General features: G+C 71.2%; 9 protein-coding genes and 1 pseudogene. 2 read left to right on the plus strand and 8 right to left on the minus strand.

Annotated features, from left to right (window positions below; genetic code table 11):
- From MWU75_RS14755 to MWU75_RS14775, 5 genes and pseudogenes are all read right to left on the minus strand, one after another.
- Positions 1 to 1,125, minus strand: a pseudogene (locus MWU75_RS14755) (hypothetical protein); the annotation flags it as partial.
- A gap of 501 nt (positions 1,126 to 1,626) precedes the next feature.
- Entirely contained in the window at positions 1,627 to 4,341 is a 2,715-nt protein-coding gene (locus MWU75_RS14760) for a cell wall-binding repeat-containing protein (RefSeq protein ID WP_247092176.1), read from the minus strand.
- A gap of 209 nt (positions 4,342 to 4,550) precedes the next feature.
- Positions 4,551 to 6,086: a DEAD/DEAH box helicase gene (locus MWU75_RS14765; protein WP_247092178.1), complete on the minus strand. Its 1,536-nt coding sequence runs from the start codon at positions 6,084 to 6,086 to the stop codon at positions 4,551 to 4,553.
- 310 nt (positions 6,087 to 6,396) lie between these two features.
- Entirely contained in the window at positions 6,397 to 11,637 is a 5,241-nt protein-coding gene (locus MWU75_RS14770; RefSeq protein ID WP_247092180.1) for a choice-of-anchor J domain-containing protein, read from the minus strand.
- Positions 11,638 to 11,941: 304 nt separating this feature from the next.
- Positions 11,942 to 12,901, minus strand: coding sequence for a phosphotransferase (locus MWU75_RS14775; RefSeq protein ID WP_247092182.1), 960 nt, complete (start codon positions 12,899 to 12,901; stop codon positions 11,942 to 11,944).
- 98 nt (positions 12,902 to 12,999) lie between these two features.
- Here MWU75_RS14775 and MWU75_RS14780 point away from each other — a divergent pair, with 98 nt between their 5' ends.
- Together MWU75_RS14780 and MWU75_RS14785 are read left to right on the plus strand one after the other, a co-directional pair.
- On the plus strand, positions 13,000 to 15,060 hold the full coding sequence (locus tag MWU75_RS14780) for a M3 family metallopeptidase (protein ID WP_247092184.1): 2,061 nt from the start codon (positions 13,000 to 13,002) through the stop codon (positions 15,058 to 15,060).
- Positions 15,061 to 15,326: 266 nt separating this feature from the next.
- A complete protein-coding gene (locus MWU75_RS14785) occupies positions 15,327 to 16,148 on the plus strand; it encodes a serine hydrolase (RefSeq protein ID WP_247092186.1) in 822 nt (273 codons plus the stop codon).
- 25 nt (positions 16,149 to 16,173) lie between these two features.
- Here the strand turns inward: MWU75_RS14785 and MWU75_RS14790 are convergent, their stop codons facing one another.
- The 3 genes from MWU75_RS14790 to MWU75_RS14800 form a co-directional block, all read right to left on the minus strand.
- A complete protein-coding gene (locus MWU75_RS14790) occupies positions 16,174 to 17,286 on the minus strand; it encodes a glycosyltransferase family 4 protein (protein ID WP_247092188.1) in 1,113 nt (370 codons plus the stop codon).
- A 152-nt stretch (positions 17,287 to 17,438) separates the two neighbouring features.
- Complete coding sequence (locus MWU75_RS14795; protein WP_247092190.1) at positions 17,439 to 19,124, minus strand: BCCT family transporter; 1,686 nt, start codon at positions 19,122 to 19,124, stop codon at positions 17,439 to 17,441.
- A 233-nt stretch (positions 19,125 to 19,357) separates the two neighbouring features.
- On the minus strand, positions 19,358 to 24,082 hold the full coding sequence (locus tag MWU75_RS14800; protein ID WP_247092192.1) for a hypothetical protein: 4,725 nt from the start codon (positions 24,080 to 24,082) through the stop codon (positions 19,358 to 19,360).
- Positions 24,083 to 24,089 lie beyond the last annotated feature (7 nt).

Raw genomic sequence — 24,089 nt, forward strand, 5'->3', positions numbered from 1 at the left:
GCCGTCCTCATCCATCCGGCCCCAGGTGTCGGTGCCCTGCAGCGACTTGGCCCGGGACTTGGCGCGCCGCTCGTCCTCATCCAGGTGGGCCTCGGCCTTGGCGACCTCCCGGTCCAGGGCGCGGTAGAACTCCCGGTGCGCCCACGGGCGACCGGTGAACTCCCGGTCGGCGCTCAGCCGCTCGGTCGCGGCGACCGACTCATCGGTGCCGAACAGGGCGCCCGCGACCCCGGCACCCAGGTGCGTGGGCAGGTGCCCGGCCGCACCGACAAACCCCCGCACCAGCCGCCACGAGACCTCCCCCGACGCCATGGCCGAACCCACCGGGCCGGTGGTCGAGGCGGGCATCGCAGCCAGGGCGACCAGGTCTCGGATCTCCCCGGCACCCCAGCCCATCTCCAGCTCCAGGTCCGTGCGGGTCCGCCGCTTGGCCTTGTTCCGCCACGCCTCGGTCTGGGCCGGGGTCAGCTCATCCAGGCTTGCCACGCCCTTGTCGGCCAACAACAACTTGCCCTGGGCCGCGGTCAGCTCCCGCGCCCCGCAGACCATCACCTTGTCCAACCGGCCCGCCGCCCGCGACAACACCCCCAACGCATCCACCAAGGCTGCGGCCCGACCCTTCACCGCCGGCGCCTCCTCACCCACCGACACCCCAGCCGACGCCGGGCCCACCGACGCAGAGCCGGTGCCGCCGGCCGGGTCAGCGGCGGTCTGGTTGGTGGTGCCGGCCGTATCGGCGTCGGCCGGGCCAGGGTCGGTCGGGCCAGGGTCGGTCGGGCCAGGGTCGGTCGGGCCGGCGTCGGTCTGGGTGGTGGTGCCGGTGAGGGTGAAGAACTCCTGCCCGGGTGCGGTGGCCCCGCGGCGGGACACCGCCGCGCAGGCCTGGGCCAGGTCGGTCAGCACCGCGCACTCGGCCGGGGCGACCCCCAACCCGGCCAGCGCGAGCGTCACCGCGTCCTCGGCCAGGGAGACGAACTCCACCACCACGGGGCAGTCCGGCACCGGGGGGATCTCCTCCAGCCTCACCTCCCGGGCGGGCGGGTCGGCCAGCGCCGCTTCCAGGCGGGCCTCCAGCACCGACACGCCCCCACCAGCGGCCTCGAACCCCTCCGCGTGCCGAGCCACCCAACTCACCTCCCCTGCCTCGTCGTGCCCTGCCTCGTCGTGCCCTGCGTTGTCGTGTCCTGTGTTGTCGTGCCCGGCTGCGTCGCGATCCTCTCGCGTCGCCCGGTTCTGACCTTTCACCCGATATTAGCACTGATGTACGATTATTGCTCGGTGACACGCCATCCTCTGTGGCCAAGACCCTGCCAGCGGCCACCGACACAGCCCGGCAACCCCCACGACATACCTGTGGATGACCCAAGCCCGTCGACGGCCCACCGCGCCGCGGGACGGGCGACTCAGACGCACGGCGGGGCCGCGCCGCGGGACGGGGGACCCAGACGCACATCGCGGCCGCCGCAGGACGGGAGGTCCAGACGCACGCTGGGGCCGCACCGAGATGGTGCGGCCCCAACGTGTGCTTCAGCGTGACCTCACCTGGGCACTCACGGTCGGCCTGTGCGACTCCTTGCGTCGTCGCCCAACCTCTGAACCATGCCCAGGTGAGACCCGGTCACTCGATCACAGCCCTGCGACTCGGTCCTCCGGAGCGGTCAGACCCGGGTGAGCACCGAAGTAGGCGACCAGGTTGGCCAGGTCCTCCGGACCGCCGACCAGGTTGGTGCCGTTGGTGAAGGCCGTGAAGCCGTCGCCGCCCTCCTGCAGGAAGCTCAGCGTCGAGACGCGGTAGGTCGTGCCCATCTCCAGCGGCACGCCGTTGAGCTCCATGTCGCTGACCTTCGAGCCCTGGGGCTGGGTGTCGTCCCAGGTGTAGGTGAAACCGTCGGAGACACCGAGCGCAAGGTACTGGCGACCACGGTTCGGGTCGAACTGCTGCTCCAGCACCGCCTTGATGTCCGCTCCGGTCATGTCGATGCTGACCAGCAGGTTGCCGAACGGTGCGATGGCGTAGGACTCGGCGTAGGTGATCTCACCGACGCCCTCGTCACCGGTCGGCGCCATGTAGAGGCTGGCGCGGACGCCACCGACGTTCATGAACGAGATCTCGGCCCCGCCGAGCGCATCGCCCGCGGTGCCCCACAGGATCGCGTCGGCGACCAGGTTGGCCATCGGGGTCTCGATGCCGCGGTCACCACTGGAGTCACCGGTGATGTCCTCGACGTGGGTGCCGACGATCTGGCCCGCGATCGCGTCGGACAGGGCGCCCCACTTCTCCAGCAGCGCGGTCTGGGCGGCGTCGGCGACACCGCGCAGCACCAGCTTGTTGTTGGAGGTGACCTTCTCGCGGATCACGTCACCAGTGGTGCGGTCGATCGGCAGGTCGGTCGCGGTGACCACGCCACCCCACTGCGCGGCGGAGGTGACCAGGCGCGGGTCACCGGCCGGGTCCTCGAGGTGGCAGACGTACGGCTGGTGGGTGTGACCGGTGACGACGGCGTCGATCGCCGGGTCCAGGCCGTTGTGGATGTCCACGATCGGGCCGGAGATGCCCTCACAACCGTTGTAGGTCGTCGTGGAGTAGCCACCCTCGTGCAGCAGCACGACGATCGACTCCACGCCCTGCGCCTGCAGGGCGGCGGCGGCCGCGTTGGCCGTCTCGACCTCGTCGAGGAAGTCCACCGTGGCCACGCCACCAGGGCTGACCAGCGTCGGGGTCTCCTCCAGGGTCATGCCGATGAAGCCGACCGGGATGCCGTCGATCTCACGGACCTCGGTGCCCGGGAGCAGGGTGCCGCTGCCGTCCTTCTTGACGACGTTGGCGGCGAGGTACTGGTAGTCAGCACCGGCGAACGGGTCCTCCGGGAAGTAGCAGCCGTCCACCGGGTGGCAACCGCCGTTCTGCATGCGCAGGAGCTCCTCGGTGCCCTCGTCGAACTCGTGGTTGCCGACCGAGGAGATGTCCAGGCCGAGGATGTTCAGGCTCTCCACCGCCGGCTCGTCGTGGAACATGCCGGAGATGAAGGTCGAGCCACCGATGAGGTCACCTGCGGCCACGGTCAGCGACTGGCCGTCCTGCGACCCGACGCGCAGCTCGCTCAGCTTGGTCGAGAGGTACTCGACTCCGCCGACCTCGTGCTGCTCGGGGTCCTGCTCCTCGGTCAGGGTCTGACCGGCGTCGGCCTCGAGGTGGCCGTGGTAGTCGTTGAAGGACAGCAGCTGCAGGTGCATGCTGTTGACCCACGCCGGAAGCTGGGCATTCAGCGCGCCGACCACGGAGTTGTTCACCGCAGCGGTGCCGCCGAAGACGGCCAGACCCTGCGGCGAGAGCGAGTCGAGCCCGTCCATCGTGAAGTTCGGGACGGTGGCGGTCTTGCTGAGCAGGAGGGGAGCACCCTCGTAGCCAGCCAGGCTGGAGCCCGTCAGCGCATCCGGGTAGGACCGGCCGGTCGCGACGAAGGCCCGCTCCCCGTCAGCCTCGTAGCGGTCGGCCAGCTGCGCAGCGGTGTCGTAACGGTCGACACCCCCGACGCGCCGGGTGTCCGGCACGATCGCGGCGACGTCTGCCTCGACGGCTGAGCTCACCGCGCCGGTGCCACCGATCACCACGACCGAGGACGGCGCGATCTCGGCCAGCGCAGCGGCCGTGACGTTGGGCAGCTTGCCCGCGCGGGTCAGCAGGATCGGCGCGTTGGCCCGGGACGCGACCGCTCCACCGGTCAGCGCATCCGGGAAGTTCTCGCCCGAGGTCAGGAACACGACCGGGGTGCCGGTCGGCCAGCGCTCGGCGATGGCCGCCGCGGTGCCGTAACGGTCGGTGCCGCTGAGTCGCTCCACATCGTCGGAGTAGGCTTCCAGCTGGTGGAACACCTCGCTGCTCACGGCCTCGGACCCACCGACGACCACGATCCGGTCCGGAGAGATCCCCGCCAGCGCCGCCCGGGTGTCGTTCGGGATGTGATCCCGGCGCACCAGCAGCACCGGAGCCGCGTTGCCCCCATCCTGGCCCTCGGACCACAGGTTGTCCCCGAGCGGAGCGGGACCGGCGACGGCGTCGCTGTGGTCACGTGCCGTCAGCGCGTCCGCGTAGTTGGTGCCGGAGGCGATGTAGACGACGTCGGCACTGGGGTACTCGGCCGCGACCGCCGCAGCCGTGCCGAACCGGTCGACGCCGCTGATGCGTTCGACCGTGACAGCACTGGGGGACGTCGAGGACGTGGCGTCCTCCGGATCAGCCTGGGCAGCAGTGGTGGCCAGGGCAGCGCCACTGGCAACCAACGACGCGGCGGCGACCGCGGCTACCGAGCCGCGACGCCACCGAGGATGGGAATGAATCATTAACAATCGCTCCTTCGTACGGGACGCCGGGCGGCGCTCACGGGGAGGCACATCGCACCGCACAAGGCGGCGGTGTGCCAACCGTGACCGTAGTAGGAACCGATGACTATGGCTTGACCGACACGTGAACAATGGGCCTCTGGCCCTGCAGTATGTCGTAGGGCAGCGGCCCTGCATAGGGCTGGGGCGGGATTTTCCTCGGGAGGCGGTCAGCGACCGCGACCGGCGCGGGAGCCGGCCGAGAAGGCCGCGGCGCCGCCGGAGCTGCTCGAGTAGCGCACGGTGGAACCGGAGCGCTGGCCCCCGGAACGACCCGACCCAGAGCGCTGGCTGCCCGAACGACCCGAGCCGGAGCGCTGGCCGTCCGAACGACCCGAGCCGGAGCGCTGGGCGCCCGCGCGTGAACCACCGGAGCGACCACCGCCGCCCTGCTGGCGTCCTCGACCACCCTGGCCGCCACCCTGACCGCGACCGCCCTGGCCACGACCACCCTGAGCGCGACCACCCTGGGCACGACCGCCCTGGCCACTCCCGTTCTGCTGCCCACCGGCGGGGGCCTGCGGGACGAACGGCCCGGCATACTGACGCTCGCCCGGTGCCAGCTCGAGGAGCAGCGGGTGGGAGGTGTCCACGCGGGTGGTGGTCGGCTTGATGCCGGCCTTGCGGGTCAGGTCGCGCACGTCGCGGACCTGGTCGTCGGTCATCAGGGTGATGACAGTGCCGGAGTTGCCGGCGCGCGCCGTGCGGCCGGAGCGGTGCAGGTAGGCCTTGTGCTCGACCGGCGGGTCGGCATGGATCACGAGGCCGACGTCGTCGACGTGGATGCCGCGGGCGGCGATGTCCGTCGCCACCAGGGTCTGCGCCGCCCCGCTGTGGAAGGCGTCCATGGTGCGGGTGCGAGCGTTCTGGCTGAGGTTGCCGTGCAGCTCGACGGCCGGGACACCGGAGGAGTTGAGCTGGCGGGCCAGCTTCTTGGCGCGGTGCTTGGTGCGCGTGAAGACGACCGTGCGGCCCGGGGCGGCGGTGAGGTCCAGCAGCACGGACAGGTGTGCGTCGTGGGCAACGTGCAGCACGTGGTGGCTCATCGCCTCGACAGGGGACTGCTCCGAGTCGGCCTCATGGGTGACCGGGTTGGACAGGAAGCGCTTGACGATGACATTGACGCCCGCGTCCAGGGTCGCGGAGAACAGCATCCGCTGACCGTCCCGAGGGGTCTTGTCCATGATGCGCTTGACCCCGGGCAGGAAGCCCAGGTCGGCCATGTGGTCGGCCTCGTCGAGGATGGTGATCTCGATGTTGTCCAGGGAGATGTGTCCCTGGCCCATCAGGTCCTCGAGCCGGCCCGGGCAGGCGACGACGACGTCGACGCCGGCGGACAGCGCCCGGACCTGCGGGTTCTGCCCGACCCCGCCGAAGATGGTCATGGTGCGCAGGCCCGCGATCTGGGCCAGCGGCGCCAACGCGGTCTCGAGCTGACCGACCAGCTCACGGGTCGGGGCCAGGATCAGCGCGCGGGGCCGCTTGGGGGTGCGTCGGCGGCCCGAGCTCATCAGGCGGGCGACCATGGGCAGCAGGAAGGCATAGCTCTTGCCCGATCCCGTGCGGCCACGGCCGAGCACGTCGCGGCCCGCGAGGCTGTCGGGCAGCGTCGCGGCCTGGATCGGGGTGGGGGTGGTGATGCCGAGGCCGGCGAGGTGATCGCACAGCGGGGCGGGCACGCCGAGGCGCGCAAAGTCCTGTGACACAGGGAGACTCCGAGTCTTCTACGGTGGTGTCTCGCCCATCGCGCGCCGGGCTGCATCGTTGCAGGGTGGGGAGCGCGGCACTGAAATCGCCAACTCGCAGGTTTGCGTGCACTGCAGGCAACCCCGCGGCAAGACGGATCGGGGTGCTGTCCACCAGTGTACGGCAGGGCAACGACCCTTCGGACCAGGGGAGGACTACTGCTTCGGGGGCGCTCGAGTTGGGGCAACAGCAACGGCCCCCGCCGGCTGGGTGCCGGTGGGGGCCGTTGTGTTGTGGGGGATGGGTTGCGGGACTGGTCCTGACCGGTGGTTAGTCGGTGGAGGTCTGGTCCAGCAGTGCCTGGAGGGCGGCTTCGACCTCGGCGTTGACGGCGACCTCGCCACCGAAGATGGTGATGCCCTGCGGGGAGAGTCGCAGGATCTCTTCGGCGGTCGCGGCCGGCAGATGGCCCTGCTTGGTCAGCAGCAGCGGTGCCTGCTGCGAACCGGTCAGGGAGGACCCGGCCAACGCGTCGGGGAAGTTGACGCCGGAGGCGATGTAGAGCACGTCGCCGTCGGTGCCGTACCCGGCCGTCAACGCGGCCGCGGTCTGGTACCGGTCGGCCNCGTTCAGCTCGGACAGCACGTCGTCGCTGACCGCGCCGGTGCCGCCGACGACCACGATGTTGCTCGCGCCCAGGTCGGTGATCACCGCGGCCGTGGCCTCCGGCAGGCTGCCCTGACGGGTCAGGACCACCGGCACACCCTGGCCACCGGCGGCCGAGGCCGCCGTCAACGCATCGGCCAGCGCCAGGCCGGTGCCCATGTCGCCCTGACCGGTGGCCACGAACACCGTGTCGACCGACCCGTACTCGGCCGCGATCAGCGCGGCCGTCTCATACCGGTTGGCCCCGGCGATGCGGCGCACGTCGGCGCCGGTGGCGGCCAGGTCGGCCTCCACCCCGGCATCCACCGAGCCGGTGCCACCGACGATGACGACCTCGGCCGGGGCCAGCGCCGCCAACGCATCCCAGGTGGCGTTCGGGATGCGGTCGGCCTTGACCAGCAGGATCGGTGCCGGGTCACCCTCGGGCGTGGTGTCGGGGATGAACCCCAGCGCCCCGACCGCACCGGCCGCGCCCGCGGCCAGGGCGTCGGCCCCGTCCGCGGACTCGGTGCCGTTAGCGATGTACACCGTGTCCACACCCTCGGGGAACTCCGCCGCGATCTCACCCGCAGTGGCATACCGGTCCGCACCAAAGACCCGCTGCACCGTCGCCGGCTCCACCGGGGCATCGGCCACGGTCAACGTCACCGGCACGTCCACCACCGGGTTTGCCGGGTCGTTGGACTCCACGCACAGGTTGGCGGTGTAGTCACCCTCGGCCAGGCCCGTGGAGTCCAGACCCACCGTGACCGCCTGGCTGCCGCCGGCGGCGACGGTGCCACTGGTCGGGTCGACCGTCAGCCACGGCACATCCACAGCCTCACACGCGGGCAGCACCTCGGCCGCCTCGTAGGAGACGGTGTCCACACCGATGTAGTCGCTGGCCGTGCCGAAGAGACCGCCGTCGGGCACGTGGTGCCGGAACGCGACCCGACCGGTGGTCGGGGCGTCCAGGCCCTCGATCGTCGCGGTGTATTCCGTCCACTCAGCCGGGTAGCCGTAGGGGGCGAGCTCCTCGTTGATCGTGAGCAGCACCGTGTCGAAGTCACCCACGGTGTCGTAGCCGGTGCCCACGTCGGTGGAGTCACCGCTGGTGGACAGCCGGACCTCCACGCGATCGGCGTAGCCGTCACCGGTGCTGCGCGAGTAGAAGGACAGCTGAGAACCGTTGACCAGGTCCAACTCAGGCGTCACCAGCCAGGTGCTGATGTCGCCCACCTCGCCGGTGCCGTTGTAGTTGGCGCCCGCGTAGGAGTCCTCAGGACCGTCGTGCGAGGGGAACACCTCGGCGGCGTTGCCCTGGAACCAGCTGGTCCCACCCACCGGCTCACTGGTGTTGGTGATGGCCCAGCCTGCGGCAGGCAGACCCGCAACATCCTCGAAGCCCTCGGAGAGCGAGGCCACGTGAGGCACCGCCGCGGGCTCGACCACTGCCGGGGCGGCGGGGCCGCTCTCGGCCTCGGTCGAGGCGTTGGCGCGGCTCGTGCCCTGCGGCAGGTCGACACGCTCGACCGTGCCCGCAGCCTCGGCGGTGCCCGCAGCCTCGACCTCGGCGATCTCGAACTCCAGGTCAGCCGATCCGACGTTGCCGACCGTCAGGGTGTGCTCGGTCGTCGTGTCCGGCTCCTGGCTGCCCTCGATCGAGGTCGGGTCCACGGTGATGGCCGGGGCGTCGGCCACGGTCAGGGTGACCGGGACCGTGACGACCGGGTTCTCCGGGTCGTTGCTCTCGACGCACAGCTGGGTGGTGTAGTCGCCGTTGGCCAGGCCGGCCGAGTCGAACGACGCGGTGACCTCGGTGGAGCCGTCGGGTGCCGTCGTGCCCGAGGTCGGGTCGACGCTCAACCAGTCGGCGCCGCACGCCTCGGCTGTGCCCTCACCCTCGATGGTGTAGGCGAGGTCGCTGAAGTCTCCGACGAGGGACTGGATCGAGGTCCAGTCCGTGACTCCCAGCCCGAACAGGTTGTTCGGGTCGATGAGCATGCCCAACTCGCCGGAGGGCGTGCCCTGGTACCAGTTCCACCGGTCGTTCAGGTCGACATTGTCCTCGATTGTCGGCCACACGGACAGCCAGTAGGTGCCGGCGTCCAGGTCGAGCGCGCCATCGTTGGCCGCCACGACGTCGAGGGTGATCTCGTCGTCCACGATGCTCACCTCGGCGTCACCCGGCGCTGCGGTGTGTGACCAGACCACGTCTCCCGGGACACCACCGTCGTCGGCGAAGATCTCCCAGTCGATGGCGGGCGACCGGGTGTCCAGGTCACCGGTGTTCCAGAAGCCCGGGGTGTAGAGCGAGGTGAGTGACTCGTCCGACGCAAGGGTGAAGTCGTCAGCGGAGAAGACGCCACCACCGTTGTTGGGGAAGTCGTCGCTGACAATGCCGCTCGTGCCGTTGACGGCCTGCTCGGCGAGAACCACTGAGCCATCTCCGGTCTCGGCGACAAACTCCCACGTCAGGTCCTCGCCGCCGGTGTTACCGATGGTGAGGGTCTGCGTGGTCACCGTGTCGGTGGGCTGGGTCGACTCAAGGTCGGCCGGGTCCACGTCGATGACCGGCGGGTCGGTCGGCACCTCGGTGCTGGCCGTGCGCACGGCGACCGGGAAGTGCGGGTCGGCGATGTCGACGCCGTCCGCGTGCTGGTCGGAGGTCTCCAGCGTCACTCGACCGTGCGACCACGCACCGACGGTGCCACCGGAAACGTTGGCCGTGACGACGATCTCCTGCTCAGCACCCGGCTCCAGGCTGAAGGTCTCGGGGGTCACGGTGACCGTGACACCCGCGGGGGCCTCCACCACGGCGGTGTAGCTGGCCGGGCCCTGGGCGATCGAGGTGACCGTCCGGGTCCACGAGCACTCGCCCTCGCAGGCGGTCTCGACGAAGGCCGGCAGGTTCAGCGTCGACGGATCGCCGCCGATCGCCGGGTTGGCCGCCACGAAGTTCTCGCTGGTCTCATCGAGCGAGACGCCCGCGCGACCGGCCTGGTCGATGTTGATGCGACCGGAGCCGATGTCGAAGGCGTCGGCCGGCGTAGAGCCGTCCTCCTTGAGCAGGCCCTCGTAGTCGGCGGTGGTGGCCATCACCGACCGAATCTCGGTCGGGGTCAGGTCCGGGTAGATCTCACGCATCAGCGCAGCCATGCCGGCAGCGTGCGGTGCGGCCATCGAGGTGCCGCTGATCACGCCATACTGCAGCGGGTCACCGCCGGACTCCGCGTAGGCGGCAAGGATGTTGACACCCGGGGCGGCCACCGTCGGGGCGAGCATGTCGAACTGGCTGGGACCGCGGGAGCTGAAACCGGCCACCAGGTCGGTCCAGGTGTCGTCCTCGACGAGCACCACGTCGGTGCCGATGGACACCTCGGTGGGGTCGTTGGCGGTGACGTAGTCACGCAGCGCCTGACCGGACTCGAGGGTGATCATCACCGCCGGGATGGTGGTGGTCGTCAGACCGCCGGGCGCCGTGGGCGGACCACTCACGTTGTTGTAGAGCACGGCCGCGATCGCACCAGCAGCCTGGGCGTTCTCGACCTTGACCTGGAAGGTGCAGTCACCGCGCTGGATCAGCGCGATGTCACCGTCCATGGAGTCGGCCGGGAACGCGACGCAGCCGTTGCCGTTGCCGGGGCTCACCGTCTCGGCGTCAGCCACCTCGCCGGTGTAGACCTCGGTGATGGCGGGGCCGTCGCCCGGGAAGCCGGGAACGCCCACCAGCTCGGCGGGGGCACCGTCGTTGGTCACCGAGACCGGGTTGCCGAACACGCGCTTGTGGGTCGTCGCAGCGACCGAGAGGTTCCACGGGCCGGTCTTGGCGACCGTGCTCGCGCCGGGACCGTCGTTGCCGCCCGAGGCGGAGACGCTGATGCCGGCGTCGTGGGCCTCCAGGAAGGCCAGGTCGACCGCGTCGAGCCACGGGTTGTCCGTGCCCGAGATGGAGTAGTTGATGACGTCGACGTTGTCCGTGATGGCCTGGTCGACAGCCGCGATCGTCGCGCTGCCCGGGCAGCCTGGGTTGCAGACCTTGTAGGAGATCACGTTGGCGTGCGGGGCGACACCGGAGACCTCGCGCTCAAAGTCCGCGGTGCCCAGGGTGAACTCAGCCGTGTGGGCGTTGCCGGCCATGGTGCTGCCGGTGTGGCTGCCGTGGCCGTCGGTGTCACGGGCGGTCGGGCCGTTGAAGGTGTAGGCACCGATGAGCTTGTCGTTGCACTCGAAGCCCGTCTCAGTGTTGCACGCGCCCAGGAAGACGCCCGCGCCGTTGGGGTTGGTGTGGGTGTAGCCGTCACCTCCGGTTGCGGCGAAGGAGGGGTGGTCGGGGTTCACGCCGCTGTCGATCATCGCGACGATGAGGCCCTCGCCCTTCGTGGCGATCTCCGGTGCGTTGGCGCCGTCCCAGGCGGCCGCACTCTTGATGACCTCGTGGCTGACGTCGGTCTCCATCTCGTGGACGGTGTCCGGGAAGACCGCAGTGACGCCGTCGATGTCCCACAGCTGGGCGGCCTCGTCCGCGTCGGCCTCGACCGCGATGGCGTTGAGGACGTTCTCGTAGGTGAAGGCCACCTCGACGCTGCGGCCGAGGGTCGCGTTGATCTCGCCCTCCAGTGCCGCGTGCCCGTCGGCGACCTTCTCGGCGTATGCCGCGGTGCTGCCCGAGCTGCTGGCCGCGAACTGGCTGACCGAGGGCTCCTCCAGCTGGACGATCCACAAGCCGGTCTCGCTGTCGACCCCCTCGAGTGCCTCGCGGGCGGACTGCGCGCTGTCGGCCGATGCCGAGGTCTCCGCCTCGGCGGTCAGCGATGGGGCGTGATCAGAGTCTGGCGCGGACGGTTGCGCCGTGACGACTGGCGCCCCCGACACAACGAGCGCCAGGGCCGCCGCGAACGCGGTCGGCCCAGTGCGTAACTTCATGGATCTCTCCTCGTGAATGCTGGTGTCATCTCCCTGACCCCCGTGCTCGGACCCCATCGAGCACGTGCCCAGCGACGATCACCTAGTGCGACGCTGCGGTCGCACCGGTGAAAGTGCGCATGGCACTGGGGGTGCCCCGACCGGCAGCACCAACCCCCGCCGATCAAGAGTGCTTGCAGCCTAGGTGGCCCTTCGTCGCCTCACAATGGCTGGGCGCGGGGCGCGTAGTAAAGACTTCGTAAAGGAATGTTAAGGGTCGGTCCGAGGTCGCTGCCACCCGGGGAATAGACCGTCCCGCCAGGCTCTAGAGCACCAGCGCCGGCGAGTCGCGCCAGGCCTGCAGCGGGTGCTGGAGTCCGTCCGCGAGCAGCGGGAGCTGCGGCACGAGCGCGAACGCACCGATGAGCTGCAGGTTGCGCGCGGTGTCCATGACACGCTGCAGGTCCGGGTCCACCGTGCGCATCCCGAGCGGACCCGCCGCGGCGTTGTAGGCCTCCACCGCCTCCGGCCCCTGCCCCGCCAGGTCCCACTCGACCGGCCCGAGGCACACGTCCTCGAAGTCACCGAAGAGCAGACCGTCCCGGCACCGGATCACGTTGTGGGAGGGCGCGTCCCCCTGGATCGGCTGGAGGTCCACCGACGGGAACCGGTCACGGAACGCGGCCGCACTGCCGAGCACCGGCCGCAGCGCGTGCCACTCCGAGAACGCCCGGTCAAGGTCCTCGTCAGTGAGGTGCGGAGAGCCCTCCAGGGACTCCAGCAGCGCCGGCAACCCGTCGTTGAAGGGTGACAGGAAAGGCAGCAGCCCGGGGTAGGCCATCAGGGCCGCGTGCAGGGCGGCGGACAGCGCGTGGTCCGCCGCGGCATACGGCTCGTGGTCGTCCGCGACGTCGGCCAGCTCCCAGAAGGTGATGGAGAAGTCGTCCTCCCGGACCGGCTCGAGCGGCACCAGCGGGGACGGTCGCACGGCCGGGACGTTCTGGTGGCGCAGCCAGTCGGCGACGTCCAGCTCGCGCTGCTGCTTGCGGGTGAGCTGCTCCGGGGTCGTCCCGGGCGCCAGGACGACCGGGATCCGCGCGACCACCGGCGAGGGGCTCAGGTGGATGACCAGCGAGAAGACGTTGTGCAGGATCCGCGTCTCCTCGACCAGCAGACCGAGATCGGTGGCGGCGTTGAAGGCGGCCTCGGTGGCGACCGTGGTGCGGGCGGCCAGTTCCTCCGGGGTGAGCACGACATCGGGCATACCCCATGGTGCCATCGGCATCCGCCCCTCGCAGCCGGAGCCCCGAACGGCTGCGTCCTGACCATATTGTGATCTGCCGATGGCCTGCTGCGGCGGGGCCGGGTGTTCCAATGGGCAGTATGACGAACCCGCTCCTGTCTCCCTCGAGCCTGCCCTTCGCCCTGCCCGACTACGCCACCATCACCGCCGACCAGGTTCGTGAGGCCGTGGAGACGGGGATGCGTGAGCAACTCCAGGAGCTCGAGCAGATCGCGGCGGACCCCGCGCAGGCGACGGTCGAGAACGTGGTGCACGCCTGGGAGCGCAGTGGCGCCACGCTGGACCGGGCGACGGCCGCCTTCTGGGTGGCCCGCGCGGCGCACGCCACCCCGGAGCGGGACGCCGTGTGGACGGCCCTGTCACCGCAGCTCGCCGCGCACAGTGACGCGATCCTGCTCCACCGCGGTCTCTACGACCGGCTCCGGGCCCTCGCCGCGCGCGCCGAGAGCGGCGCCGTCGAGCTCGACGAGCAGGACTCCTACTGGCTGCAGAAGCGACTCACGGACTACGAGCGCGGCGGGATCGGGCTCGGCGAGACCGACCAGCAGCGGCTGCGCGACCTAAACAGTGCGCTGGCCACCCTGTCGGTGGAGTTCGAGCAGGTGCTCACCGCCGGCCGCAACGCCGCCGCCGTACACGTCACGGACGAGCGGCAGCTCGCGGGACTCTCCACGGACGAGAAGGCCACCCTCCGCACCGCCGCGCAGGACCGGGAGCTGGACGGCTGGCTGGTGCCGATCGTCAACACCTCCGGCCAGCCCCTGCTGGACGTGCTGGAGGACCGCGGGCTGCGCGAGCAGATCTACCGGGCCTCGGTCGACCGAGGCCTGTCGGGCGACCACGACACCCGTGACCTGCTGGTGCGGATCGCCCGCCTGCGCGGGGAGCGGGCGAGGCTGCTCGGCTACCCCCACCACGCGGCATACTCCCACGAGATCACCTGTGCCAGGACCACCGGCGCCGTCAACGACCTGCTCGGCCGGCTCGCTCCCGGTGTCGTCGAGATCGCCGAGCGGGAGGCGGAGGTGCTGGCCGAGCGGCTGGAGGCCGTCGAGCCCGGCGCGAGCCTCCAGCCGTGGGACTGGCAGTTCCTGGCCGCGCGGGAGGCTGCCGAGAGCAGCTTCGACACCGACCGGCTCAAGCCCTACCTGGAGTTCGAGCGGGTGCTGCGGGACGGGGTGTTCGCGGCGGCCACCGCGCTCTACGGCATCACCTTCCACGAGCGGCCGGAGCTGGTGGGCTACACCGACCAGACCCGGGTCTTCGAGGTGCGCGAGGAGGACGGGTCGATCCTGGGCGCGGTGCTGATCGACCCCTACACCCGACCCACCAAGAAGGGCGGGGCGTGGATGACCTCACTCGTCCGACAGTCGCAGCTGACCGGGGACCTGCCGGTGGTCACCAACACGTGCAACGTGCCGCCCCCGGCCCCCGGCTCGCCGAGCCTGATGACCTGGTCCAACGTGATCACCCTGTTCCACGAGTTCGGCCACGACGTGCACGGGCTGCTCTCCGACGTGCGCTATCCCTCGCGCTCTGGCACGGCCGTCCCGCGCGACTTCGTCGAGTTCCCCAGCCAGGTCAACGAGATCTGGGCCTGGGAGCCGTCCCTCCTCGCGCAGTACGCACGTCACCACGAGACCGGCGAGCCGCTGCCGGCGGAGTGGGTGGAGGCCCTGGTCGCCTCGCGGCAGGAGACCGGTTACCACACGCTGGAGCTGCTCAAGGCGATGCTCCTGGACCAGGCCTGGCACCAGACGCCGCTGGAGGAGCTGCCGGAAGACGGCGCGGGCGTCGAGGCCTTCGAGACGGCGGCGCTGGAGCGCGCCGGGGTGGCCTTCCCGCTCGTTCCGCCGCGCTATCGCTCGGCCTACTTCGCGCACATCTTCGCCGGCGGCTACTCCGCGGGCTACTACTCCTACCTGTGGTCCGAGGTCATGGACGCGGACACCGTCGCCTGGTTCCGCGACAACGGCAGTATGTCGCGCGCCGCCGGTGAGCGCTTCCGTCGCCAGCTGCTGGGGCGGGGTGGGTCGATCGAGGCGATGGACACCTACCGACGCTTCCGCGGCGCCGACCCGGACGTGTCGCATCTGTTGGTCCGCCTCGGACTCGGTGCGGACGCGGGAGCGCGCGCGTAGCCGACGCTCGCCCACCAGGCCTCAGCCTTCGCCAGCCCCAGTCCCCGCGAGCCACAGTCCCCGCCACCCCACCCGTCTTCGAGCGCCTAGACGTTCCTCAAGCCGGTTGCAGTCGGCCCGAAGAACGCGGAGGCGCTCGAAGACGGGTGGCTGGGCGGGGAGGCATCCGGCGCGGGGGATGGTGGTCGAGGGCGGTGTGGGTAGGGCACGTCAGCCCGGACAGTGGGTGAGCGGCGGCACAGGTGAGGGGCGCCTACGATCAGCGGGTGCCCGATCCGCTGCCACCGGCTGTGACCGACGAGGGGCCCGTGCGCTGGTCCATCTCCGTGCGGGACACCATCAGCGGTGAGGTCATCCACGAGCACGCCCCCGACCGCCTCCTGTCGACCGCAAGCGTGGCCAAGGTTCTCGCCCTCGTGGACCTTGCGGCCCGGTCGGTCGCTGGCGAGATCGACCTCCGCGAGGTCATCGAGCGGCCGGCTGGTCGGGCGGTCGCGGACTCCGGGCTCTGGCAGCACCTCACCGTCGAAAGTTTGACCCTGTCGGACGTTGCCGTCCTCGTGGCGGCGACCAGCGACAACTGGGCGACCAACGCCCTGATCGACCGACTCACGATCGAGGCGGTGCAGGGCCGTGCCGCCCGACTGGTCCCGGGAGGTTCCACCCTGCACGACTACGTCCGGGATGAGCGGACAGGTGATGATCCGACGACACTGAGCCACGGGTGCGCGGACGACTGGACCCTGCTCCTCACTGACCTGGCCCGCGGCAGCTGCGTCGACGAGGCCACCGCCCAACAGGTGCGCACATGGTTGTCGCTGAACACCGACCTGTCGATGGTGGCCTCGGCCCTGCACCTCGACCCGCTGGCCCACACCGGCGCCGACCTCGGCGTGCGGCTGTGGAACAAGACCGGGACCGATGTCGGGGTGCGGGCGGACGTCGGCGTGGTCAGCAGCGGCTCCCGGTCACTGTCCTACGCCTGCGTCGCGAACTGGGCGGACGACGGGACGCGCGCGACCCGCAGGCAGGTCCTGGACACCATGCGCGCCCTCGGCGAGTTCGTCCGTGCGCACGTCAGCGGCTGACGACCGGGGACTCAGCCCATCGGACTCAGCTCATGCGCAGCTTGCGCAGGAGCCGGCGATACGTGTCCAGCACGCGCGGCGCACCACCGGACCGGGACTCGGCAAAGGTGCGCACGCGGTAGACGTCCTCGGGACCCCAGCCCGCCGACATACTCCTGACGATGGCGGCAGCCATGCCCCGGACGTCACCGGGGTTCACGATGGTCGAGGCCGGCGACAGCGACTCCACGACGCCGCCGACGTTCGCCGTGACCACCGGGCGTCCCGTGGCCTCCGCCTCCAGCGGCACCCACGCAGTGGCCTCCCAGCGGGAGGGGACCACGACGACGTCCGCCGCGGCATACCAGTCCTGGACCTGATCGGTCGACCGGACGAAGCGGACCCCGGGCGTGGCGACCGCGCGGAGGCGGTGCTCGGCCGGTCCCTCGCCGACGAGGACGAGGCGAGCCTCGGGGATCGCGTCGCGCACCCGGGGCCAGCAGGCGAGCAACAGGTCCTGCCCCTTCTGCTGGGTGAGGGGGCCGACGCAGACCGCCATCGGCACAGCAAGCGGCAGGCCGAGCTCGATCCGGGCCTGCGTGCGCTCCTTCGGATAAAACCGCCGGAGGTCCACGAGGTGGGGGATGATCGTGATCGGGGTGCCCAGGACGCCGGCCCCCACGCCGCGGGCCTTCTCGGACTGGCTGGCGCAGACCACCACGTCAGCCGCCTTGGCTGCGAGACGGTCGCGCCGGGCAGCACGGCGATAGTCCGCACCGCTCACCCCGTCGAAGGACCACACGTGGGGCTGGAACACGGTCGGCCGGTTCCGCGGCACGACCCCCCGGCCCGCGACCCCGGCCTTGGCGGTGTGCAGGTGCACGATGTCAGGCTCCCAGCGGGTCGCGATCCGGCGGAGCTCACGCGCCTCCGCAGCGGACGGTTCAGGACGTCGGGTGGCGTGCCAGTGCAGGCTCCGGGCACCGGCGGACTGCACGTCAAGACTCAGCGAACCCGTCGCGGGGGAGGCCACGGCCACCTCCAGCCCGGAGGCGACCTGCTCCTCGGCGTAGTGCCGCACCAGCTCCGCCACGCGGCCCGTGGTCAGGTGCGTCACGTGCAGCACACGGGGGCCACCTGGCGTGGCACGCTCACTCATCCAGTCCTCCGGGGTAGCTCTCACCGGCTCCCCGCCGCGCCGCGGCCACCAGTGTAGGCACTCCGGCCGCCGGAGTCACCACCCCGGTCACTGCCCCCGGTCTGGACACACCGACCGGGCCGACGCGCTCGTGCGCCGACCCGGCTCCACGCCTAGCCCGTGGGAGTCGGAGACCTCCCGTGGTCGCCGCCGCCCGCTGGCGTGCCTCCCTCCGCCTCGACCAGCTCGACGTCCGGGCTCTCAATCACGGCCTCGGGCGCAGCCGGATCACCGGGGCCGCGCGGTCGGCCACGGAGTCTGTCGCGTTCCATCTTGAAGCCCAGGAGCAGCATGAAAAGCATGGCGAAGACGAGGACGAAGACAGGCAGGCCCATCACCGTGATCACCTGTTGCAGCGTCTCCAGTCCCTGCTCCCCACCGAGCACGATGAGCGCGGCAGCCAGGAAGCCCTCGGACAGACCCCAGAACACCCGTTGTCGCACCGGACCGGCCTCAGCGTCGCCGGCGCAGAGCATGTCGACCACCAGGGAGGCCGAGTCCGAGGATGTCGCGAAGAACAGTCCGACGATGACGACGGCGACTCCCGAGACCAGCGTCGCGAACGGGTAGTTCTCGAGGAACTCATAGATCGCGGTCGGGACGCTCTCGGCGACCGCCGCCGAGATCGGGCCACCGTCGCCTCCGATGCCGTCCAGCTCCATGGCCGACCATCCGAAGGTGACGAACCACACGAGGGTGAAGACCGAGGGGGCCACCAGCACGCCTGCTACGAACTGCTTGATGGTCCGGCCGCGGGAGATGCGGGCCAGGAAGACACCCATGAACGGCGACCACGTCACGGTCCAGGCCCAGTAGAAGACGGTCCAGCCGCCCTGCCAGCCCCACCCTTCCTCCTTGCCGAACTGGGCCATGGCGTCGTTCCAGAAGGCGAGCTGGATGACGTCCTGGAAGTACATGCCGGTGCTCTCGATGAGCTGGCGGAGCAAGAAGACCGTGTCACCGGCAAACAGGACAAAGAACATCAGTGCGACCGCGCCCAGGATGTTGAGGTTGGACAGGCGCTTCACACCCTTGTCCAGACCGGCCATGATCGAGGCCGTCGCGACCAGCGTCAGGATGGTGATGATCACCACGCGCAGGAACGTGTTGTTCGACATGCCGGTCAGGTGGTTCAGGCCGGCAGCGATCTGCGAGGTCCCCAGCCCGAGGGAGACCGCGAGTCCGAACAGCGTGCCGAGCACGGCGAAGATGTCGACCGTCTTGCCGATCGGGCCGTGGATGCGGTCCTTGAGGATGGGGTAGAAGACCGAGGAGAACCGCATCGGCAGGTCGTAGCGGTAGATGAAGAAGCCGAACGCCAGGCCCGGCAGAGTGAAGATCGCCCAGGTGTGGATGCTCAGGTGGTAGAGCGAGATGCTCATCGCATCGCGCGCGGCCTCGATGCTGTACGGATCAACATCGGCGAACGGCGGGTTCGAGAAGTGCGAGATCGGCTCAGCCACACCCCAGAACATGAGCACCGTGCCGATGCCACCGGCGAAAAGCATGGCGAACCAGGACAGGTTGGAGTAGGCCGGCTCGTCGTCGTCCTTGCCGAGCTTGAGGTTGCCGTACTTGCTGAGCGCCACCCAGATCAGGAAGATCACCCAGATGGTCACCCCGAGGATGAAGAACCACCCGAGGCTGCTCACGATCCAGTCTCGGCCGTCGGCGAAGACCCTGCCGATCGGGCCGGGCATGGCCAGCAACATGATCAGGAAGACGATCATCAGTCCCGCGGACACGAAGAAGATCGTCGGGTCGGTCTTCAGTCCGAGACGACGCGCGAGTCGATCCATCTGAGCACCTCTCTTGCCTCTGCCGGTCCTGCGTCCGCAACACGACCCGTAGCGCCGTCGCCACGTGCGAAGCCCGTCGCCGACCATCGACAGCATTGTCGACAATCCGGCAGTTGTCCACCTTTCCGAGGCTTTGAGAACGGTGGGTCCCCCTCGGAGGGAGGCACACCGGACTCAGAGAGAGAGCGACACGACCGCCCGGATCGCGCTCACCTGGTCGGCCGGCGCTACGCCTACAACGGGAAGTGGTCGGCGTAAACGAGGCGCTGCGCGGTGCTGGGCGCCCCCTCCTTCTTGCCCTCCTCCGGGTCGGCGTCGAAGTACTCGTACTCCTCGACCAGCACGCGGAACCGCTCGCTGGATCCGGGCGTCGCCAGGTCCACCGACTCCGGCAGGTCCAGCTCGGCGGACCACGTCGCCCGGGCGCCCGTCATGCCGGCCAGGGGCAGGCGCACCCGGTCGAAGCTGGTCCAGTCCAGGTCGCCGCGACCGTCCGGCGGAGCCTGCTGCACCGTGGCGAAGACCTCCCGGGCGATGCGCAGCACGGCGTCGGCCTGGGGCACCGGTCCCTCGCCGGCGGGCGCACCCCCCACCATCCGGGGCCGAGGCAGCCGGGCCATCCCGATCGGTCCGGTGACCGTCATCCGCACCGTCTGCTCGGTCCGCCGGTTGGCGGTCGCGGTCCGCTCCGGCAGCGGCTGCACCCAGTCGGTCAGCACCACCGGCGACAGGTCGCACTCGGGCAGCGAGTCGGGCTGGTAGCGGGCGACCACGAGCCGCACGAAGGGCCACAGCGAGTCACCCGGGTCGAGCGCGACGTCGACGAACCACTGCTTCCGCCCCGGGTGGTACTCCGGCTGGTAGCCCAGCACCGTCACCGTCGGGTTGCCCTTGGCGTCGACGAGCCTGGTCGGCACCGGCAGGGTCACCGGTCGGCCGGGCCGGGGCTCGACGACCCCGCCGGCAGCGACACCGAGCAGCAGCTCGGTCGGGGTGACCAGCGGCAGCACGGTCGTGCTCGCGGGCACCCCGGTGATCTGCACCGGATCCCTGGCCCACCGGGAGGACAGCGTGGGCGGCATCTCCGCCGAGCCGAGCACGACCGCCAGCAACTCGCCGTCGCCGGAGGAGAACCACGGCCGCTGGAGCCACACCCGCGCCCCCGAGCGGCGGGTGCGGCGCAGGGCGAAGGGCTGGTCCGGCTCGGTCTCCTGGTCCCACAACAGCAGCGGTATGACGTCACTCACCTCGGGCGCGGACGGCCGGGCCGAGCTCACCACCGTCAGCTCGCGGGACTCCCCGAGCAGGGTCGGGTCGTCCGCGGGGGGCAGCTCGGCGGGGTCGAAGAACTCGGCGTAGCGGGTGACACCCCGCGCGGCGTAGGTCACGCGACGGTGGTGGGTGTCCGGGAAGTTCTGGATCGCCTGGTGCGAGACCACCGGCGGGTTGCCGTCGGCGCCGGGCAGGAGGGCGTCGACGAGGTAGAGCAGGCCGAACCGCTCGTCGGGCTGGACGGGTGAGGAGAGGACAACGTCCTGCCGGTCCACTCGCACCGGCCCGTCGGTGGCCAGGTCGTCGACCCACTCCGACCAGGTGGCCTGCAGCGCGATCCGCTCGGTGCTCGGCCCGTGCACGTCGACCACCCCGACGAGCCCGGCGACGGTCAGCCCGGCCGGGCGGTGCAGCACGCGCAGGGCCGGCAGCTCGGGCGGGTGCACCGGGCGCCGGACCGCGTGCACGAGGCGCATGTCGTGGGAGGGGGTCAGCCACCAGAACCAGCCGTTGCCGGCGGCGCGCGCCAGGACGGCCCGGGCCGCGGCGGACGCGGGGTCCCCGTCGTCGCCGGCGACCGAGGCCACGTGCGAGCGCCACGGCCCGAGGACCTGCAGCGCCTCCTCGTCCATCGAGGAGGAGATCGCCACCCGCACCTGCTCCCCGGCGGGGAGGGAGACCTCCACGAGGTTGCCGACGCGCCGGGCACCAAGCTCCTCCCCGGCGACCAGCACCAACCGCAGCGGCTCCACGCGGGGCCAGCTCCCGGCATACTCCAGCAGGGCCGTCTGCAGGACCCGCGGCTCGGCGAGGGTGTGCGGCGGACCGGCGTCGTAGAAGACGAGTGACGCACCGTGGGCGAGCACGTCGGGCAGGTAGGGCAGCACCAGCTGGTCGGTGTCGTGGACGACGTACTGCCCCTCGCCCAGCGGGGTGTCGCGCGTGGCGGTGATGTCGGCGAGGGTGACCGCCGCGTCGGGGTCGGCGCCGGGACGGCTGTGCAGCGCGATCCCCGGCTGGGGCACGACGGCGTTGGGGTCGTCGAGGTCCTGGATGAACTCGTCCAGCAGCGTCCCGCGCTCCTTGTAGGCGGTGGCGAGCAGCTGGTCGTGCAGGGTCGGGTTCGCGGAGCCGATGGCCGCGTCGAACATGCCGTGCTGCTCGGCCTCGAGCTGGGTGCCCTTCGGTGGCACCACGTGCCGCTCGGTGGGCGTGTTGTCGCGGATCACGAGGCGCTGGAGCGACTCCCCGGTGGTGAGCGGCGATCGGGCCACGAGGGTCGGCGGCGGCACCGGGTGCCAGCGCAGGAACGGCCGGGGCGTGGTCACGACCGGGACGTCGGGCGGCTCCGGCTCGATGACGGGTCCCCCGCCGGGCGGACCGAAGTCCGGCGGCAGCTCCCGTCGCCTCCGGATCGGGTCGACCGTGTCGTCCAGGCGGGCGAACGCCTCGGGGGTGATGCTCAGCTGGGGCCGGGCCCGCCAGGTCTCGGCACGGCGGACGACCTCGGCCAGGGCGAGCTCGGCGCCGCGGCGCAGGGCCGCCCCGCGGGCGGTGCGCTCACGCTCGACCTGAGCCGTGAGCCGGGCCCGCAGCAGCCGGTCGACCTGCCGGTCCCCGGTCACCGCCTCCGGCGGCAGCGTCACACCCGGCGCGGTCTCGACGAAGGCCTCCCGGTAGGCGGCCTCCAGCTCCTCGGCCACCTCGGCTCCCTCCCGCGCGCCGACCTCGAGCAGCCGGCGCAGGATCGGCTCGCTCTCGGGGGCGGGGGACCGGTCGACCAGCCGCTCCCGGACCGGACCGAGCAGACCCTCCCGCTCCTGCTCGGCATACGTCCTCCGGAGCAGGTCGAGCCGGTCACCGGCCGCACGGACCGCCGCGCGGCTGAGGGCCCCCGCCGCTGGACGTGGCACGGAGTTGCCGGCGAGGTCGACGCCGCGCACCCGGAAGGAGTAGCGCCGCCCGTAGCGCAACCAGGGCAGCGTCCCCGCGGCGACGGTGGTGCGGGTCACGACGTGGCTGGCCGGGTCACCAGGTGGCTCGTCGAGAACCAGCTCCTGGCCGTCCTCGCCGTGCACGATGATCTTGCCGGGCCGGGGGGCGGACAGGCTCCACCCGTCCCAGCCGACGAAGACCTCGTGCAGGTGGTAGGCCGTGTCCTCCCCGGGAGCCCGCGTCAGCCCGGTGAGCTGCAGGAACCCGGTGTCCGGCTCCGCCTTCAGCACGCTCCTGCGGCCGGCCTCCACGTCGACGAGCCGCTCGTGCACGGAGTGCCAGGCCTGGCTGTCGTCGTCCCAGACCTCCAGCCGGATGCCGCGCACCACGTCGTCGTAGGCGAGGTCCTGACCGGTCACGCCCGGCCCGTCCTCGACGTCGGTGAAGGTCTCGGCCCGCTGGACCTGGGCGAGGACCTGCTCGTCCCGGGTGACCCGCGCGATCGAGAAGCCGGTGGCCCGCAACGAGGCAGGCGCAGCGGTGACCGGGTCGCCGTTGAGCTCGGTCGCCAGCGCGCGGGGCAGGTCGCGCAGGTGCTGCTCCAGCTTGAGCCCGGACGCGTCCGGGTCGAGGTCGAGCACCGTGTAGACCCGGGGCTGCCCGAGCGGGAGAGCCCCGCCGGACCAGGCGCCCGAGGAGACCGCGCGCCAGTGACCCTTGCCGTCGGACTCGCACCAGGTGCGCGGCGGCGCGAGCCGGACCATGTCCTTGGCCCGGGCGTCCGGCTCGAACCGGGCCGAGACCCAGGTCGCCTTGGCCAGCTGCGCGCGCTGCTTCGGGTCGTCGACGGCGACGTCCACGACGAGGCCGAGGGTGCGCAGCAGCACGGGCGTGCTCCCCAGGGAGGCGGCCCGCTCGTGGAAGTCCTGCTCCGGGACCTCCACCGGGGGCGTGGTCGCACCCTCGACGGGCCGCTCCTCGTAAGCGACCTCCTCGCGCTGGTAGAAGCGGCGGGCGGCGTGCACGTCGGCCAGCGTCTGCAGGGCGGGCGGGAGCTGGTCGTGGGGCTCGGCGACCAGCGCATCCAGACGCCGGGTGGTGACCAGGTCGCTGCTGCCCTCGTCCCGCAGCAGCATCTCGATCGCGGAGGTCCACGGGTTGGGCTCGGAGGGATAGCTGCGGCGCTTGTCCAGGCCCAGGGTCGCGCTGGCCTCGTCGAGCTTGCGGGCCAGGTGCTGCGCGTCGCGCTGGGGGAGCCCGTCGACCGCGATGCTGCGCAGGTCCCCGAGCGGCTCGTGGAACTGCTGCAGCTGGTCGAACACCGCCTCCACGACGGGGTTCCCGTGGACGCCCGGCGGGGTCAGCGGCGAGTGGTTGATCGACCCGATGTGGGTGGCCACGGCGTGGCCCTCCATGGCGTGCGCCGGATAGCTCGTCCACGGCTGGTCCGTCACCGTGGGGGTGCTGAATCCGGCGACCGGGGTGTCGGCGGGGAAGACCGCGGCGAAGTGGTCCTGGTCGGGCGTGGAGACGAACCGCACGGGTATGCCGTCCGGTGCCGTGTCGGTGACCAGCACCAGTCGGCCCTCGAGCAGGGTCCTGACCCAGCGCTCGGCGTCCGGGAAGTCGGCGAGCGTCGCGTCCGGTTGCTCCGGGGTGAGCCGGTGGGTGAAGAACACCGAGCAGTGGAACGGGGCGTCCTTGGCGAGGGAGTAGGGGAGTGCGGTGGCCAGGAAGCGGGTGGTGGTCATGTCGGGC

Origin of the sequence: Ornithinimicrobium sp. F0845 (assembly GCF_023015765.1) — a bacterium.
Classification (GTDB): Bacteria; Actinomycetota; Actinomycetes; order Actinomycetales; family Dermatophilaceae; genus Ornithinicoccus.